Here is a 15,909-nt window from a genome sequence, read left to right as displayed (position 1 = left end):
CGCTTCGTCTTATCTTTTTCTTAAGAGATGCCACAACGCTAAACGCTCTCACTCCTTTACAACAAGTAAAAAAATAACAGCCGAATTTTTCTTATAGTAGAAAATTCGGCTGTTTGCATGTCGCAATTTGCTTTTTGTATATTTCCATTAATAGATAAAATACAACTCATTTGCCTTACCATCTTTACCTTCAACAGAATATTATGTTGTTTTTAATTTTTTAAAACACACTACGTACTAATCCCCCGTCTATTCGCAGCGCGGAACCATTAATTGCTGAAGAAAGTGGGCTGCTTAAGAAAGTGACAAGATTGGCAATTTCTTCTGGTCGAATAAGTCTTTGAATAATAGAGGTTGGTCGATTCTCTTTCATAAATCGCTTCTCAGCTTCTTCTATTGTCAATTGCTCATTAGGATAAAGACTATTTAACATAGTCTCCACTCCTTCCGTTAAAGTCGAACCAGGCATTATAGTATTAACAGTCACATTCGTTCCTGTCGTCAGCTCAGCTAAACTGCGAGAAAGTGAGAGTTGCATCGTTTTAGTCGCACTATAATGAGCCATTTCTTGAGATGGCATAATAGCTGCTTCGCTAGCAATAAAGATAACCCTTCCTTCTTTTCTTTCAATCATTTTTTTCAAGTACGAGCGAGTAAGTCGAACACCACTCATAATATTGACTTCAAACAATTTAAACCAATCTTCATCAGGAATATCAAAATATTCTACAGGTTCAAAAATTCCTAAGTTGTTAATAAGAATGTCTACTTCAGGGTACTTTTTAATCACATTTTGGCACCCTTGTTCTGTCCCTAAATCAGCTACTACGGGTTGAAGGATAGCATCAGGATACTGCGCTCGAATTTCTTTTATCGTTTGATTAACATTTTCTTCACGGCGTCCATTAATAAGTACAGTAGCTCCTTCCGCTACTAAAGAAGTGGCAATTGCTTTTCCAATCCCTGCCGTAGATCCAGTAACCAGTGCTGTTTTTCCTTTTAATTGCGTATGCATATAGATTCCTCCAAATTCATGTGCTAAATGATTGACTTACGTTGGAATAAATAATTACGTTTATATTGTGGTGCACTTCTCTTATCTTTAACAGAAAATAAGCAAATCCACCCTTTTTTCGAAAGAGTATAAAGTGAAACTTTAATCAGTGGGGGGTCTTACTGCCCGGCAAATAGCGGGATAAACGAAAATTATGTAGCTACTGGACTCTGTACTGAATTAAAAATCGAAATTATCATCATTTAGATCTACTCGATAATTCTGATTCTAATCATTGTAATGTTAAAAAATCACATCAACAGCAGAGTAAAGCTAAAACCAACTAGTAAATACCATTATGATATATATTAACTAGAAAGAAAATTACGCACTTTAAAGTTCCATAGGAACAAAAAAGTGCCCTATTTACTATAATTTCTAACTTTTTATATTTACTAACGTAGTATCCTTTTCCATCATAGAAAAGAGTGTAAAATTACACATTCTTACATACAGTTATAAGATTATTTTTATCCTAATTAACTAAAAACCATTATACTCCTTTATCACTTTCAAACATGAATCAAAAAAACACGAAGACTTAAAAGTCTTCGTGTTTTTTAATATACATATCGTTACACTTGTGATCGAATTCATAACTAGAATCTTTTTACTCATTCCTTATGGATAACGTTTATTACTTATGAAATTTCACACGCTCTTCAAGTGGTTGGAATTCTTTTTCACCTGGTGCAGCTGTTGGATTACCAAATGGCATTTGTGCAATTAGTTTCCAATTAGCAGGTACATTCCATTCTCGTTTTACCTCATCGTCAATTAATGGATTATAATGTTGTAAAGACGCCCCTAATCCCTCTGCTTCTAATCCTGCCCACACGACTAATTGGTGCATACCTGATGCTTGGTGTGACCAAATTGGGAAGTTTTCAGCATATGCAGCAAATTTTTCTTGAAGTGATTTAACTATAGCTTCATCTTCAAAGTATAGTACGGTTCCATAACCAGCTTTAAAGGAATCCATTTTTTGTTGCGTTCCTGAGAAATCTCCATCTCCAACTACTTTTCTTAATGTTTCAGTTGTAATATCCCATAATTTATTATGAGCTTCACCAAATAATACAACTACTCGCGCAGTTTGAGAATTGAAAGCGGATGGAGTATATTTCACAGCAAACTCCACGATTTCTTTAATTTTTTCATCTGATACTTGTACCTCTTTATTAATTCCATAGTAAGTACGTCTTTCTTTCAGTGCAGTATAGAAATCTTTTGTCATAATTCATTTCCTCCTAAGTTTTAATATTCTTCCAAATGACACATCACGAAGATAATATGAGTTTAAATAAGTTCATTTTTTAACCATTGAACTCCCTAACACCAGTTGCTAATCATTCTGAATCTAAACCACTGCTTCTTTCTTCAGTTTACCTAAAAACGTCTTATAACATCATTGATACAATCTAGTGATTATTCGGTATTATTTTACCCATTCTCTATTCATGTATCCTGCTTGTTTCATATTTACACAAATATGAAAATAACCTTAAATTGCTGGTCAAAAAAGCCAGGTAGCATGAATAACACATTACCTGCCTTTTTACATTTTTAATTTAAATTCAACTAAACATTACCAATGAATAGTAGTAAAAACTATACCCGTCACTTATTTAATAATTAACATCTCATATGGATGTTGTTCCATAAATCTATTCTCCCAAGGAATCTCTAATGATGTCCAATTTGAACCACCCTCTACAGACTGATACACTCCTTTATTGCTAAGCAGATAAAACGTTCCATCACTTGTTGCCTTTAATACTGGTATGATTGTCCCTTTAGGAGTTGGTAAACCTGCATTCATTTCTGCCCAAGACTGATTTTTTTCTTTCTTATAAATAAATGATTCACAATTTCCATTATTGTAATCATGCGCTACGTGTGGATTTGAAGATGTCGCGATAATAATATTTTCTGGATCATTTGGGTTAACTGCCATTTGATATGCGTAATGATGCTTTAGCCCGCTACAAATATAGTTCCAAGTCTTACCTCCCTCATTACTCTCCGCATACTCTTGACCTGGTTCTTTCAAGAATGAATCACCTAACACCCCGTATAAACGATTTGGCGCATTGCGATGTGATTTAAGAATGTGAATATCTTGAGGATAATTCCCCTCTTTTTCCTCAGTCCACGTCATACCGCCATCTACACTTTTAATTAATCCCCCAACCTCAATAGTCGTATAAATAGTTTTTGGATTATTAGCATCAATTTCAATATGTTTTACGTGGTGTGTATATGTTCTTTGAGGAAAGAACCATGATGAATAAGATGGCATTTGTCGATAATCTGTTAGCAACTCAAAACTGTCTCCCCCATTTTTGGATACGAACATTGCGCTCGGTTCAGTTCCTACATATACAATCCCGTTACCGTCATCACCCTTCGCTGGAGATACAGAAATTGCTGTAATAGCTCTCATATGAATAGCATTAGCTGAGAACACTTCACCAAATGAAGGCAACGTACCAAGTGCTTCCCATGAACTTCCTCCATCTTTGCTTCTCCATAATCCCCTATCAAAAGTACCACAATACATTCTTTCTGGGTCGTATGGATCTAAGGCTAACGCAACTGGATTCGCACCTACAAACTGCGATTGGACGCTCCATGTTGAGTCTTTTTTTTCTGCAATTACAAGTTCTCTATCAAACGCTAATATGAATTTTTTCATCACTAAAATCTCCTCGTTTCATAATATATCTACTGTATTATTTAAATTTTTGCCGTTACAAGTTAAAAGGTGACATTTATATGCCATAGCATATAAAAGATAAATTTTATAAGCAATATGTGATTAAAAACTTACATTATATAATTTGTTAACTTCACATCAGTATGATGAACAAGATGTCCTGTTAACTCATATAAGTCCATATGCCACCTCCAAATAAATCGCAATTTACATGCTATAGCGTACATAATATAGAATGCATTATTTTATGTCAAACTTTAATACTGTTAATCAGTTCTTTAGCTCGCCTAAAGTAATTTAAAAGTCATAATATAAACAGAAACATTTTATTGAATAGAAATCAATGAAAAAATACATTTTTCCCGTAGAGACAATTTGAGAGGACTTTACTTACACATGTAAAGGACCATATTCATTACCGCAGACAAATATCAAAAAGGCAAAAACGAACAGAAATATGTTCATTTTTGCCTTTTTATTTAGCGATTAAAATGCACGACTTTTGGAAAGGAAATCTGCATTAGCTCCTGTTACACCACTTTGTCCCCAGTTCCCTGGAATCATTTCGCGAATAAGAATTAGTACTTTATCCAAAGGTGCATGAGTATATTTAGATGTTACTTGTGTAAGTTCGTTTACCCACTTATCCTTTGTCTCTTGATCAAATGTATTCCATATATCAATCTTAATAATAGCCATTCCATTAACGTTACGACCTAGTGTATCGTAAGACTCTTTTGTTTCCCAATTAGACACCCTACTTTTCTCAGCAAAGGTAGCATCACTTGCTACAGCCCCAGCTTTCCCCCAGTTTTCTTTCTCAAGTTCCGTTATCAACACTTGAATTTTGTCAGGGACAATTTTTAATAGTTTTATTGTAAGTTCCGTTACACTATAAATAAATTCCTTCTTTTCTTCTGTTGACATGGTTGGCCAAGTATTTAGCTCGATTAATGGCATAGTATTGCCCCCTAAAATTAATTATCTATTCACTAGTTACAACTATTGGTTCAACTGATGTTTAACTGCTCTTATTACCAATTCGTGATCTTCTTCTGGTGGTAATCCTGAAACTGTTATCATTCCAATAACCCCTACGTTTTTTATTCTGATAGGAAAGCATCCACCAAACGCAGCATATTCCGAAGTATCTAAAAGATATTTTTCATTATATGAAATTCCAGTTATTTCACTTTGTATCTGCATATAATACGAGCTACGATCATGCAGGGAAACGACTCGTTTTTTACGCTCAATCCATTTCGTATTTTCCTCATTTGTCCCTGTCATCTTGAAATGAAATAATTGCACACCATTTTTCGTTATATCAACAGCAATCAATTTTCCTTCTCGCTTTGCTGTTTCAACGATAAATAAACCTAGTTGCAAGGCATCTTCATTTGTAAAAGAGGAAAATTGAAGTGTTTCCTCCTCTTTTAAAATTTGTTTACTTATTTCATTCAAATTTGAAGTACTCATATCTTTAACCTCCATAATTGTTTTATGCGACACCGACATTTTCCCGAAATTATTAGGCCATATAGTACAACCTTTCAATCAATCTGACTCTAAATAAACTGCTGTAACATCGTTGGTAACTAGTACCGTAAATCTTGTTTTCTTCTTACTGGTGTTATTATGAATGATATTCAAAGTTATAAAAAGTACGCACTTTAAAGTGCTATAGGTACTTTAAAGTACTATTCTACTTATCCCTATCTTACAGAGACTATTATGAAATATATTTAACATCTTAAAAATGTATGTACTAAAGAATAATATTTTTAATCACTAACTTTTTTGATCAATCGTTATAATCCAATTTCATCAAAATTTTTATCAATTATTACACTATCCAACAATAGGAGGAAACAAAGATGGATGAAATATATCCAAAAGCTGAAAAGCATTTGAGTCACTTGAGGGAATAGTTATAATTCACTACGTATAGAAATAGACATACAAAAACGCCATCCTTTCCTATAATTCTAAAGAAAGAATAGCGTATTCTTTTCAAAAATGAGTTCTTTTATTGAGAAACTTTGATTCTATATCATACATAAAAGGGCAACCAGTGCTAAAACAGCTGGAAGACCTTGTTTCACAATAATTGATTTATTAGATGTGAAACCTCCAAAAATAGCTGCTATCACCACACAAATCACGAAAAATAATTGGACCATATAACCAATTGGATTGAGCCCAAGTACAAGTCCCCAAATGAGACCAGCCGCTAAAAATCCATTATATAAACCTTGGTTTGCAAACATAATGGCTACGTTTCGATCTCCTTCTAAATGCTTCGGTAATTTGAAAGCACGTTTCGCTACTTTTGAATCAATAAAAAACATTTCAAGGATCATGATAAACAAATGTTCTAATGCTACGATCCCGACTAAAATAGCTGCGATTATTTCCACACTATTCTGCCCCCTACACTCTCTATTCTTTAATATTCTCTACATTTTTTTGCATCTGTAATAGAACACGAATAAGTATTTTGCGTTCTTCTCCACTGATATTTACGAACATTTCCTTCATAAAATGTTCCTTTTCTTTCTTGTCAAAATATTAATTGATATATCAATTATTGATACATCAATTAATATACATCTCTCTTTTTATTTTTGCAAGTTTTTTTGCTCAATTGGTTTTATTTTGTTCCAGCAACTTTAAACCAATTCAAAACATCAGTTCGCATTTCTAGAAATCATAATTACTTTAAGTTCATTCTGACAATCATATTTAACTAAATATATAAAAGAATTGAGTTATATCTCCATCAATTTATAAAAATTAATTTTTTCTAAAAACAGATACTTTACGTTTTTTATAGTAATAAAAATTTTTTTGTTTCAGAGGCAATCCATTTTGTTAGCTTGATGGGCATAGGATAGCACCCATATGACGAACCAATTATCTTTCAAGAAGACGGCTAGAAATCCGGATTTGGCACAGGCGTTGCCTACTTCCGTGATCCAGATGGTACTAATTTAGAGCTAATTGCTCCAAAAGGCCCGTTTAGACGTAAATAATTCATATAAATCAAGATGGTTACAAGTCCTATAATAGCCTTGTGAATAGATACTACATTTTCTCATGTTAATACTAAAACCCACCTTTTATAATAAGGTGGGTTTTAGTATTAACATGAGGGTAATTCCGCTGAACATAAGGTACAACAGGAAGAACTATATATATTCATTTATTTAATAGAATAATATCTATACCTTTTTAACAAATTCAGATTTTAATTTCATAGCTCCAAAACCATCAATTTTACAATCAATATCATGATCTCCATCAACTAATCGGATACTCTTTACTTTTGTACCAATTTTTACAACTGATGAAGTTCCTTTTACTTTAAGATCTTTAATTACTGTTACAGAATCACCATCGTTTAAAATATTTCCATTTGCATCTTTAATTACCTTTGTATCTTCACTATTTTCAGCTTCTAATTCTAAAGCCCACTCATGAGCACATTCTGGACAAACAAAAAGATTCCCATCTTCGTAAGTGTATTCTGAATTACATTTTGGACAATTTGGTAAATTAGACATATTTTTATTTCCTCCACTCATTTTCGTGTATTCTATTAAATAAATATTATTTTTAATTTCCCTTTTTCGTTTAAATATACGGGAAATATTCTCTTCTTACTGTTTGATACTTATTTGTTGAATGTATAAAAAAACTACTTGTTCACACCTTGTAAAAAATCTTCTCCACATTCTCCAAAGCAAACTTTCTTGTTCTCTATTTTTTAATAAAATGATGAAAAAGTAGATTAAATCAAACAAACTTTGTATGTGAAGTGAAATTTTTAAAAATCTAATGCATTTACTTTATTCTTTATTGTATTGATTTCCTGAGATTGCTGAGAAAGCCCTGTACACTCATGAAAAGCAAAATGCTTACACCCTATACATTTTTTTGTATTCAGATGTCCTAAAGCACAATTAATTGCTTCCCCGGTATGATCAAAAAAGTTTTCTTTCCCAATTTCAGCATACAATCCATTCTTATCTAGATTGGCTTTTAGCTCTGATTGAATTCCAGAAATAAGAAGTACGCCACCTTGTTTTTTGAAGTGCTGAACAATATTCCTAAAGTAAGACTCTCCTGTGGTATCAATAAAAGGAACTTTTCCCATACGTAAAATTAAAACTTTAGGTTTATAATGAATAGTCGCTAAAATATTTTGTTCAAATGTTTGAGCAGCCCCAAAGAATAATGGCCCTTCTATTGTATAAATACTAATTTGTGGACAATCATGAGCTTTATTTACCACATGCGATAACAATTTTTCATTCTTTTTTGTATGATCAGGAAGCACTTTAGATATAACAAGCATATTACCCATACGTTTTGTAAACAAAATAACAGCTAAAATAAGACCAATCTCCACAGCTGTTGTTAAACTAGTAAATACAGTAAGTAAAAATGTTACTAGTAATACAAGGGAATCTCCTGTCTTCATTTTGAGTATGTGATAAAAATGTTTTTGTTCGCTCATATTCCAAGCTACCACCATTAAAATGGGAGCCATACTAGCAAGAGGAATATGTGAAGCATATGGAGCTAACAGTAAAAGTGTCAATAACACAAATCCCCCATGAATAATACCCGACATCGGAGATACAGCCCCACTCTTAATATTAGTCGCTGTACGAGCAATTGCTCCAGTTGCTGGAATCCCACCAAATAACGGGGTAACAATATTTGCAATCCCCTGACCGACAAGCTCTTTGTTACTGTTGTGTTTACTATTTGTCATACCATCTGCCACGACAGCGGATAAAAGCGATTCAATTCCACCGAGCATCGCAATAACAAATGCAGGACCAATTAACTGTTTTATACGTTCTAATGTGATTTCTGGTATATCAAACTGAGGAAGTGTATTTGGAATCGTGCCATATGCTGTACCAATAGTAGGTACATGACCTGAGAAAAATACAGTTGCAATTACAGTTGAAATAACAACACCTACTAATGAACCAGGCACTTTTGGTAAAATCTTTGGTGTTATGAGTATAACAAAAAAGCAAATCAAAGCAGTTATAACACTATAAAAATTGGTAGTACTGATATGAGTGAAAAGTTCCTTCAAATTCGCTAGAAATTCCTCATGTTTTTTTATACCTGTTAAACCTAAAAAACTAGCAATTTGTCCCGTAAAGATAATAACAGCAATACCTGAAGTAAAACCAATTGTTACAGGACGTGGAATAAACTTAATTAAAGAGCCTAGCTTGAAGATTCCCATAAGACATAAAATAATTCCAGCTAACAAACCCGCGAGTAGTAAATTTTCGTATCCATAGGTAATTACAACTCCTAAAAGAATCGGAACAAAAGCACCTGTAGGTCCTCCAATTTGATACTTCGAACCACCAAACAGTGAAATGAGTATTCCAGCAATACAGGTTGTATAAATCCCATACTCTGGCTTAACACCAGAGGCAATAGCAAAAGACATAGCAAGTGGAATCGCAACAACTCCAACAATCATTCCTGAAAGAAGATCCTTTTGAAAATGTGCTAATGAATATCCTTCAAACCTTCCTGTAAATAACTTTCTCATTACAAACCCTTCTTTTCTATTTTTAATAGATCTGGATTACAAATGTATTTCTCGGTCCCTTATACAGAAAATTGTCCTTTTCACAAAAAGAAAAACCATCCTAATATTTACTATATGTTTTACTTAAATGACACTCCAATTCACCTATATCTCCACCTTGTTGTACATAGGATTTCAATCTTTCTGCTAGACGTTCTCCGGCTCGGCTATCTAGCTTCTTCGTATCAATAAACGATCTAATCCTTACCTTATCTGGAGTAATATCTCTACGAAACATTTGTCCTGGAATTTCACTCCAAAAACGATTCCATTCATCCAGTAATCCTAGTTGATCAAATAAAAAACCTTGAATTCCGCATAACCAAGCTGTACAAGCAGTATTTCTTTTTCGACATCCAACTCCATCTTGTAAATGTTGGCATGAAAAACAACAAGAATTCCCACTTTTTATACAAACTTCACAAACGTAATGAGCTCCTAATGAGCGAAATGTTTCAATCCCATGTTGGATGATATCTTCTTTCTTAACCTCAATACTCAACCTATCCCTCCTTGGCCATCATTTCACTTTCTGCTTCATCTAGCTCTTCTAACATTGAAATCGTATCGATTAAATGGTTATTAAAAATCTTCCGTGCAACCACCAATAAATCCACAATAATAGGGTCTCGTAAAGAATATAAAACTCTTTTTCCATCTTTCCTACCAACAACAATATTTTTTGAACGTAGTACACTTAATTGCTGAGAAACAGCTGAGCCTTCCTTATTTAAAATATCTTGAATTTCGTTTACGCTTTTTTCACCTTCTGACAATAATTCTAAAATACCTATTCGCAAAGGGTGTGCTAAGGCTTTAAAGAAATCTGCTTTAAATTGTTGCATTTCGTTTCCCATTGAAATCCCTCCGTTACTTTTCCTCAATTTCAAAAAGTATCATATACATCTTCAAATGTTTGAATATGTATATGATACTTTTAAAACCTCGAATTTTCAATACAAATTTTACAATATTAAATAAGCATCAAATAGAGAAATATACTATTCAAATTCAGGTTCAAAATTTATTATCCAAAATAAAAGCGCCTAACATATTAGGGATATATAATACGTTAGGCGCTTGATATTTAAAATTTTTCGATTTAGGTCTTGATAATATTGGATGAGTATATGACCAAAACGCTAGATGACTAATATGAATAAACTTATTTGTAAAATTAATTCCTTAGAATATTTTAAGAGCAAGTTTTGAAAAAAACTATTCAAAACTTGCTCCTTATTTTCTCAGATCCAACTATTTTGATACTAAAACCAACAGTAGTGAATTAGAATAATGACTTAATACTTGCTAAGACAGTAAGTACACCTACAATAATAACAAATACGTTGCTCATTTTCCCTTTGTATTTAGCTAGTACTGGCACTTTTTGAATCGCATACATCGGTAATAGACATAAGATAGCAGCAACTAAAGGACCGCTTAGAGAATCAATAAGTCCAAGAATACTTGGATTTGTATAAGCAACAAACCAGCATGATAATACAACAAAAGTAAGAATTATTGTCTTAATTGTTTTTTCTTCAATATCTTTTCCACGTGATTTACCAAACTTAATAATCATGTCACGCATTACTTCAAATGCTCCTATATAATGGCCAAGGAAAGACTTTGTAATAGCCACAAAAGCAATAATTGGAGCTGCAATAGTGATTACAGGCGAATTAAGTTCATTAGCAAGATATGAAAGAATTGATAAGTTTTGTTCTTTTGCCATTTTTATATCATCTGGAGTCAAGCTCAATGCGCTACTCCAAACGAAGAACATAACAACAGCGAATGTCATGATATAACAAACCTTTTGTATTTGCGCACATTTAGCATCAGTGGCTTCGATTCCATACGTAGCTCTCTGTTTCACAACAAATGATGAAATCATAGGTGAATGATTAAATGAGAATACGATGATTGGTAGAATCATCAATATCGTCCCAAAATAGCCTGTTCCTGTTGAAGCAGTTGAAACAGCTGAAAAACTAAGCATTGACGTATTCCACTGTGGAATTAAAGATATTGCGATAAAAAGTAGAGAAACTATGAAAGGATACACTAACATACTCATTACCTTTACAGTAATATCTTGACCAAAATTCAGTATAGCGATAAGACCAAGAACTAATACAAGTGATAAAATAGCTCTTGGAGGTTCTGGCATGTGCAATTGATGCACGATAAAACTACTTGCAGTGTTTGTAAGCGCAACCGAATACATTAGTACGATTGTATAAATTGAACCGAAATATACGATGTTAAAAATGATACTCGCTTTATTTCCGAAATACTCTCTAATTGTACCTGTGATCCCCTCATCAGCAGAATTAGAAGCGTATATCATTTTAGCAAGTGCCCTATGTGAGTAGTACATAACTGGATATGCAAGCAATGTAATTAGTAGTAAAGATAATAAACCACCTGAACCTGCATTAATCGGTAAAAAGAGCACCCCTGCTCCAATTGCAGTTCCAAATAGACTGAGTGCCCATGTAGTATCCTGCTTATGCCACTTTTTCGGATCTGCATATTGCTCATTTTTTAGTGCGGTATTTTCAGCTTGAACTTCTATTTTCTTTGCAGTATTCCCGTTCATATAATAACTCCCCCTTGTATCTATTCCTGCATCTCTCTTTGCACCTAACAAATATTCCCTTTTAGGAAAATGAATTCCTTACAAGTTGCCCCACATTGTATGTCCTTCATCATAATGAATCCAAATTGAAACATTCGCTAATTAGCGTCCTAATATAATTGTTAGCGTTCACAAAAAAGTTTACTCGTAATATCCGCTCTTTATATAAAGACCCCTTAAGAGAACGATATAGAATAGACTTCATAAATACGTTGCAACATTTCTAATAACAGTGTATTACTTTAATGGTTTCTCTTTTTTACTTTTAACAGTAATTTTAGCTAAACCGGCCTCTCTTCATTTGCGAGGCATTTCTTTCTCAATTCTATACATTACTTTCATAACTTCGGTAGCACTGATGATATTGCTTACACAAGCCACTGAAGCACATTACATACATTTCGCCTCTAATCACACACCTTTCTTACTAATAATCGCATTTTTTATATTTTCTCCAGAGATAATAAAATTTCTCTCGACGCCCTCATTATAACGTGTATATTTATAAAATTAATATTTTTATATTTTCAGAAATATTAAAGAGGAATAATTTTATATGGATAATATTTTACAGTTAGCATGTAGCCATTGTTTTTATCGCTTAAAGCTGAATTAGTTAGTAAAAAAATACAATAATACATTGTTTTTCTAAGTGACTTATTATAAAGATACTTATATCCCCTTTTATCAAAAAATTTTATTTTAAACATAAAAGATATTCTAATAAATAATTAATGTAGGTAAAAAGAAAAAAATCCCAAAATACAAAAACCAAATTTTAGGATATATATTATTAATATTGAATTCATATACAATTTAAAAAGCTACACTGAGCAAAAAACAAAAAAGCTGCCCCATATGGACAGCTCATTTACATAATTATCGTTATCAGGAATACACAAACAAATCACTTCAATATCATCTTAATTGTAGTTTGTTCGGCTCTTCTTCAGGTATATCTCTATGTTTGTAATAAATCGTTTTTACATCATTTCCTTTTATGCGAAAAGTAATTGTGTCCTCTCCATAAGGCGGATTGTGTGCACCCTCAAAAGTTTAAATTTTAAAATCCCTCATTAACTAGCTCTTTTATCGAGTTTAATTTTGAAGAAAGCTCGATAAACCATTCTTCATCCCCTGTTAATAATGCAAGATCTATAAGATAAAGGATTTGTTCCTTATTTATTACCTTTGATTCAGGGAGTTTGTTAACGTGTTTACTAAAGAGTAAAATCGCTTCGTTTATTGTATACTTGCCGTCACGTTTCACAATACTAACTGTAACTATATCCTCTATATCATCAAGTGATACAATATAACCAACTATTAATTCACCTTCATTTGATATTCCACGAACCCAATCTCCTACTTTTAAAACATGATTATTATTTGACATCATACCGTTTCACCTTCCTATAAATATTTTTTGTGACGATAAAAAAGATATAAAAACAAATTATACTGTAATATTTTTCATTACATTTAAGTGTTAAGAACTCACGGCTGTATAATAATTAAGCCGCTTAACGCTCTTGATTGATAAGGTCAACAACTTCTTTCATTGTATAATTCTTTAAGTATTCACCTAGATGCTCTTCAGCACCTAAGAAAATAGCGAAAAGAACTTTTCGCATGTTCGAACCTACAACACACTGATTGTTTGATTCCGGACACTTCGGCTGCAAAGCACCTTCAGAGGTTATCTGATAAATATGCCAAAGATTAATTTCATCTAAATCGCGAGCGAAAATAAAACCGCCACCAGTCCCCTCTTTCGATTGTATAAACTTATGTTTTTTTAACAAACTTAGTACTTTGCGAATACGTACTGGATGTACACCTGCACTTTCTGAAATAGCATTACTTGTTGACATCCGATCTGGCTGTAAAGCTAAATAAGTTAAACTGTGTATGGCCAAGGTAAAGTCGCTGTTCATTGTTTTCCTCCTACAATCAAAAATATTGTTTCTCCTATATTAACATACTGTAGCCATAAACATTACAGATAGGTTAGTTGAACGTTAAAATATATAAGAACCACTCTTAGCATAAAGAAATAGATTCCATAACTTCATTTAGCTTTTTAAGTTAAAAATACATTTAAACACTCCACTGTTTCTTCACTTGTTCTTCTGCCAACTGTTTAATTTTTTTCCATATCGTATCTTTATTCACAATAACATTTGTTTGATAATTTCTATCGTTATAATTAACTGTAACGCATACTTCTATCATTTCCTTCTTCCTCCTTTCATACAAATTTCTTATCTATATTTAAGTCCTGAAAAGTCTTAGATTTAGTTAAAGCCTCTAACGTGTAACTTCACTTTTTAAATAATCCAATTTAAAAGCCCCACTGTTTTTTGACTTGTTCTTCTGCCAATTGTTTAATTTTTGTCCATATCGTATCTTTACTTACAATAACATTTGTTTGATAATTTCTATCGTTATAATGGACTGTAACACATACTTCTATCATTTTCAGCTTCCTCCTTTCATACCACTTTTCCTAAAAAATATTACTTATTAATTAGCCAGCTTTTGCAGTTCAATGTTTAAAAATGTTCGGACGCTACGTGGTAAAAATTTGCGAATTTCTTCTTCGTTAAAACCAATTTGCAATCTTTTTTCGTCCAGCATAATCGGGCGACGCAACATTAGTGGATGCTCAATTATTAATGTATAAAATTCATTTAGCGAGAGCTCATCAATATTTATATTTAAGTCCTGAAAAGTTTTGGATCTAGTTGAAATAATTTCAGTAGCCCCCTCTTCAGTTAAACGAAGAATCGATTTAAGCTCATCAACTGTCATAGAATTTGATACGATGTTTTTTTCAATATAATCAATTTGATGCTCTTCAAGCCATGCTTTCGCTTTTCGGCATGAAGCACAGCTTGCTGTTGTATATAGAATTACCATATTTAACTCACTCCTTTAATGTTATTAAACGTACATTTTAAATATCGCTTATTGAAATGTATTAAAAAAAATTACAGTTTAGAATCAAATTCACATAATGTTAGTTATTCAGCAATGTTTCATTTATCTCTATTATTCATGCTACATTTTACAGACGTTAACAACTCACTTTTAAAAATCTTACTGTAATTTTAAACTTTACAGTTCAATTAATCAACTGTTAAGTCTTGGATTAATTTTAATAACACAACAAATTATTCTCATGTAAAATTCCCCATAGCATGATGGCTCCTTCAAAGCACATTTCACGCATTTCTTGCTTACAAGTGCTATTATGGATTATATTCATCCTAATAAAAAGTACGTACTTTAAAGTGTTATAGGTACTAAAAAGGAACATATGCATTTTCAAGTGCCATTCTGCTTATTTCTCTCTTACATCGGTTATTATGACCGATATTTAGCACAATAAATAGTACGCACTTTAAAGTGTTATAGGTACTAAAAAGAAATAATTTTAGTATTACAACGGATGTAGGCTCACAACTGTAATCTAAATTCATCAAAGGAGTTTTTTTTATGAAGACATATAATATTCCTGTAGAAGCGACTTTAGAAGTTATTGGTGGAAAGTGGAAGGTTGTTATCCTTTGTCATTTAAAAAAAGGAACAAAAAGAACGAGTGAATTAAAACGTTTAATGCCTGGTATTACGCAAAAAATGTTAACGCAACAATTACGGGAACTAGAAGAAGATGGTGTAATCCAAAGGAAAGTATATGACCAAGTACCACCGAAAGTAGAGTACTCTTTAACGGATTACGGTTCGTCTTTAGGAGCTATACTTGATTCCCTCTGTTCCTGGGGAGAAGTTCATCTTGAAAAAACCGGGAACACATCCATGCTGATTACTGCTGATGAATAATAACTGTAGAAGAC

At 32.6% G+C, this 15,909-nt stretch carries 17 protein-coding genes and 2 pseudogenes; 2 read left to right on the top strand and 17 right to left on the bottom strand.

Going from position 1 to position 15,909, the window contains the following annotated elements:
* Nucleotides 1-220: 220 nt before the first annotated feature.
* The 6 genes from ACTJJY_RS16640 to ACTJJY_RS16615 all read right to left on the bottom strand — a co-directional run bounded on the left by ACTJJY_RS16640 (nucleotide 221) and on the right by ACTJJY_RS16615 (nucleotide 6,193).
* The gene (locus ACTJJY_RS16640; protein ID WP_440606037.1) at nucleotides 221-1,015 is read right to left on the bottom strand and encodes an SDR family NAD(P)-dependent oxidoreductase; all 795 of its coding nucleotides are present in this window, start codon (nucleotides 1,013-1,015) and stop codon (nucleotides 221-223) included.
* A gap of 676 nt (nucleotides 1,016-1,691) precedes the next feature.
* Nucleotides 1,692-2,291: a nitroreductase family protein gene (locus tag ACTJJY_RS16635; RefSeq protein WP_440606036.1), complete on the bottom strand. Its 600-nt coding sequence runs from the start codon at nucleotides 2,289-2,291 to the stop codon at nucleotides 1,692-1,694.
* A gap of 387 nt (nucleotides 2,292-2,678) precedes the next feature.
* The gene (locus ACTJJY_RS16630; RefSeq protein ID WP_440606035.1) at nucleotides 2,679-3,752 is read right to left on the bottom strand and encodes a WD40/YVTN/BNR-like repeat-containing protein; all 1,074 of its coding nucleotides are present in this window, start codon (nucleotides 3,750-3,752) and stop codon (nucleotides 2,679-2,681) included.
* A gap of 507 nt (nucleotides 3,753-4,259) precedes the next feature.
* Nucleotides 4,260-4,733: a tautomerase family protein gene (locus ACTJJY_RS16625; RefSeq protein ID WP_440606034.1), complete on the bottom strand. Its 474-nt coding sequence runs from the start codon at nucleotides 4,731-4,733 to the stop codon at nucleotides 4,260-4,262.
* Nucleotides 4,734-4,775: 42 nt separating this feature from the next.
* Nucleotides 4,776-5,291: a heme-degrading domain-containing protein gene (locus tag ACTJJY_RS16620; protein ID WP_440606033.1), complete on the bottom strand. Its 516-nt coding sequence runs from the start codon at nucleotides 5,289-5,291 to the stop codon at nucleotides 4,776-4,778.
* Between the two features lie 530 nt (nucleotides 5,292-5,821).
* The gene (locus ACTJJY_RS16615; protein WP_000402472.1) at nucleotides 5,822-6,193 is read right to left on the bottom strand and encodes a DUF1304 domain-containing protein; all 372 of its coding nucleotides are present in this window, start codon (nucleotides 6,191-6,193) and stop codon (nucleotides 5,822-5,824) included.
* 480 nt (nucleotides 6,194-6,673) lie between these two features.
* On the opposite strand from ACTJJY_RS16615, the pseudogene ACTJJY_RS16610 reads away from it, so the two are divergent.
* Nucleotides 6,674-6,808: pseudogene (locus ACTJJY_RS16610) on the top strand (VOC family protein); the annotation flags it as partial.
* Between the two features lie 189 nt (nucleotides 6,809-6,997).
* Here the strand turns inward: ACTJJY_RS16610 and ACTJJY_RS16605 are convergent.
* The 11 genes and pseudogenes from ACTJJY_RS16605 to spxA all read right to left on the bottom strand — a co-directional run bounded on the left by ACTJJY_RS16605 (nucleotide 6,998) and on the right by spxA (nucleotide 14,971).
* Nucleotides 6,998-7,339: a zinc ribbon domain-containing protein YjdM gene (locus tag ACTJJY_RS16605; protein ID WP_440606032.1), complete on the bottom strand. Its 342-nt coding sequence runs from the start codon at nucleotides 7,337-7,339 to the stop codon at nucleotides 6,998-7,000.
* Between the two features lie 263 nt (nucleotides 7,340-7,602).
* Nucleotides 7,603-9,366, bottom strand: a complete 1,764-nt coding sequence (locus ACTJJY_RS16600; protein WP_440606031.1) for a SulP family inorganic anion transporter — start codon at nucleotides 9,364-9,366, stop codon at nucleotides 7,603-7,605.
* Between the two features lie 100 nt (nucleotides 9,367-9,466).
* On the bottom strand, nucleotides 9,467-9,907 hold the full coding sequence (locus ACTJJY_RS16595) for a hypothetical protein (RefSeq protein WP_000021463.1): 441 nt from the start codon (nucleotides 9,905-9,907) through the stop codon (nucleotides 9,467-9,469).
* Nucleotide 9,908: 1 nt separating this feature from the next.
* Entirely contained in the window at nucleotides 9,909-10,262 is a 354-nt protein-coding gene (locus tag ACTJJY_RS16590) for an ArsR/SmtB family transcription factor (protein ID WP_000526187.1), read from the bottom strand.
* Nucleotides 10,263-10,690: 428 nt separating this feature from the next.
* Nucleotides 10,691-12,010 carry an aromatic amino acid transport family protein gene (locus ACTJJY_RS16585; RefSeq protein ID WP_001014168.1) on the bottom strand — a complete coding sequence of 440 codons (1,320 nt, stop codon included), beginning with the start codon at nucleotides 12,008-12,010 and terminating at the stop codon, nucleotides 10,691-10,693.
* Between the two features lie 957 nt (nucleotides 12,011-12,967).
* Nucleotides 12,968-13,105 (bottom strand): annotated as a pseudogene (locus tag ACTJJY_RS16580) (DUF3888 domain-containing protein); the annotation flags it as partial.
* 7 nt (nucleotides 13,106-13,112) lie between these two features.
* Entirely contained in the window at nucleotides 13,113-13,448 is a 336-nt protein-coding gene (locus tag ACTJJY_RS16575; RefSeq protein WP_440606030.1) for an IDEAL domain-containing protein, read from the bottom strand.
* A gap of 124 nt (nucleotides 13,449-13,572) precedes the next feature.
* On the bottom strand, nucleotides 13,573-13,986 hold the full coding sequence (gene saiR / locus ACTJJY_RS16570) for an Rrf2-family transcriptional regulator SaiR (protein WP_001083465.1): 414 nt from the start codon (nucleotides 13,984-13,986) through the stop codon (nucleotides 13,573-13,575).
* A gap of 163 nt (nucleotides 13,987-14,149) precedes the next feature.
* On the bottom strand, nucleotides 14,150-14,284 hold the full coding sequence (locus tag ACTJJY_RS16565; protein ID WP_023522572.1) for a BA3454 family stress response protein: 135 nt from the start codon (nucleotides 14,282-14,284) through the stop codon (nucleotides 14,150-14,152).
* Nucleotides 14,285-14,393: 109 nt separating this feature from the next.
* Nucleotides 14,394-14,528, bottom strand: a complete 135-nt coding sequence (locus ACTJJY_RS16560; protein ID WP_440606029.1) for a BA3454 family stress response protein — start codon at nucleotides 14,526-14,528, stop codon at nucleotides 14,394-14,396.
* 47 nt (nucleotides 14,529-14,575) lie between these two features.
* Entirely contained in the window at nucleotides 14,576-14,971 is a 396-nt protein-coding gene (gene spxA / locus ACTJJY_RS16555; RefSeq protein WP_000236189.1) for a transcriptional regulator SpxA, read from the bottom strand.
* Between the two features lie 579 nt (nucleotides 14,972-15,550).
* On the opposite strand from spxA, the gene ACTJJY_RS16550 reads away from it, so the two are divergent.
* Nucleotides 15,551-15,895 carry a winged helix-turn-helix transcriptional regulator gene (locus ACTJJY_RS16550; RefSeq protein ID WP_000860831.1) on the top strand — a complete coding sequence of 115 codons (345 nt, stop codon included), beginning with the start codon at nucleotides 15,551-15,553 and terminating at the stop codon, nucleotides 15,893-15,895.
* Nucleotides 15,896-15,909: the final 14 nt, after the last annotated feature.

This window comes from Bacillus sp. 22475 (genome assembly GCF_052044835.1).
Classification (GTDB): domain Bacteria; phylum Bacillota; class Bacilli; order Bacillales; family Bacillaceae_G; genus Bacillus_A; species Bacillus_A cereus.
The sequence above is the reverse complement of the archived record's forward strand: the minus strand, read 5'-3'. Positions and strand labels throughout refer to the sequence as shown.

Bases quoted from the DNA above. Each gene is read 5' to 3' on its own strand.
- ACTJJY_RS16565 (WP_023522572.1), bottom strand. From the start codon at position 14,284: ATGATAGAAGTATGCGTTACAGTTAATTATAACGATAGAAATTATCAA.
- ACTJJY_RS16605 (WP_440606032.1), bottom strand. From the start codon at position 7,339: ATGTCTAATTTACCAAATTGTCCAAAATGTAATTCAGAATACACTTAC.
- ACTJJY_RS16575 (WP_440606030.1), bottom strand. From the start codon at position 13,448: ATGATGTCAAATAATAATCATGTTTTAAAAGTAGGAGATTGGGTTCGT.
- ACTJJY_RS16635 (WP_440606036.1), bottom strand. From the start codon at position 2,291: ATGACAAAAGATTTCTATACTGCACTGAAAGAAAGACGTACTTACTAT.
- ACTJJY_RS16585 (WP_001014168.1), bottom strand. From the start codon at position 12,010: ATGAACGGGAATACTGCAAAGAAAATAGAAGTTCAAGCTGAAAATACC.
- ACTJJY_RS16560 (WP_440606029.1), bottom strand. From the start codon at position 14,528: ATGATAGAAGTATGTGTTACAGTCCATTATAACGATAGAAATTATCAA.
- ACTJJY_RS16640 (WP_440606037.1), bottom strand. From the start codon at position 1,015: ATGCATACGCAATTAAAAGGAAAAACAGCACTGGTTACTGGATCTACG.
- ACTJJY_RS16625 (WP_440606034.1), bottom strand. From the start codon at position 4,733: ATGCCATTAATCGAGCTAAATACTTGGCCAACCATGTCAACAGAAGAA.
- spxA (WP_000236189.1), bottom strand. From the start codon at position 14,971: ATGGTAATTCTATATACAACAGCAAGCTGTGCTTCATGCCGAAAAGCG.
- ACTJJY_RS16590 (WP_000526187.1), bottom strand. From the start codon at position 10,262: ATGGGAAACGAAATGCAACAATTTAAAGCAGATTTCTTTAAAGCCTTA.
- saiR (WP_001083465.1), bottom strand. From the start codon at position 13,986: ATGAACAGCGACTTTACCTTGGCCATACACAGTTTAACTTATTTAGCT.
- ACTJJY_RS16620 (WP_440606033.1), bottom strand. From the start codon at position 5,291: ATGTCGGTGTCGCATAAAACAATTATGGAGGTTAAAGATATGAGTACT.
- ACTJJY_RS16550 (WP_000860831.1), top strand. From the start codon at position 15,551: ATGAAGACATATAATATTCCTGTAGAAGCGACTTTAGAAGTTATTGGT.
- ACTJJY_RS16600 (WP_440606031.1), bottom strand. From the start codon at position 9,366: ATGAGAAAGTTATTTACAGGAAGGTTTGAAGGATATTCATTAGCACAT.
- ACTJJY_RS16630 (WP_440606035.1), bottom strand. From the start codon at position 3,752: ATGAAAAAATTCATATTAGCGTTTGATAGAGAACTTGTAATTGCAGAA.